This window comes from Nocardioides sp., from assembly GCF_024509035.1.
GTDB lineage: Bacteria > Actinomycetota > Actinomycetes > Propionibacteriales > Nocardioidaceae > Nocardioides.
This window is the reverse complement of record NZ_JANINT010000281.1, coordinates 1,961-2,583: the sequence shown is the minus strand read 5'-3', so window position 1 is coordinate 2,583 and position 623 is coordinate 1,961. Positions and strand designations below refer to the sequence as shown.

1 protein-coding gene is annotated in these 623 nt (G+C 69.5%); it reads right to left on the bottom strand.

The features are described 5' to 3' along the window. Positions 1-22: 22 nt before the first annotated feature. On the bottom strand, positions 23-623 hold a 601-nt coding region (locus tag Q0L15_RS18905; RefSeq protein WP_296606055.1), incomplete at its 5' end, for an FCD domain-containing protein.

Sequence of the window (623 nt, the reverse complement as noted above, 5' to 3'; positions counted from 1 at the left end):
ACCGCGAGCAGAGAACCGGGGCCTACCTCGGGTCTCGGTACACCTCGCGCAGCCGGACCAGGTGGTCGCGCAGTGCGTCGGCAGCCGCATCCGCGTCGTGCTCGCGGATCGCCTCGGTGATCGTGCGGTGGTCATCGTCCACGACCGCCCAGAACGACGGCGGGACCTCCGGGTCCAAGAACCTGGTCTGCAGCACGTGGAACACGGGGTCGGTCATCAGCTCCAGCAGTCCGTTCCCTGCTGCCTGGACGATCACGCCGTGGAAGGTGCGGTGCTCTCGGAACTTCACACCGCGTCCGCGGCTGCGTGTCTCCCGGTCGATCGCCTCGACCATCTGGTCGACGTGATGGCGGCGCTCGGCGGCCAGCCGGGCGGCCGGCACCTCGAGCACCTCGCGGGCCTCGAGCATCTCGGTGACGGTGATCTCGTCGGCACCCCACATGAGTCCCAGCGACATCTCGAGGTACTCGCGCACCTGCCCGACCTGGATCTTGCGCACGAACGTGCCGCCGGTGGTGCCGCGAGTGGTCTCCAGCAGGTTCCTGGAGGTCAGCGAGCGGAGCGCCTCCCGCACCGTGCTGCGAGAGACGCCGAAGCTGCCGGCCAGCTCCGACTCGGCAGGA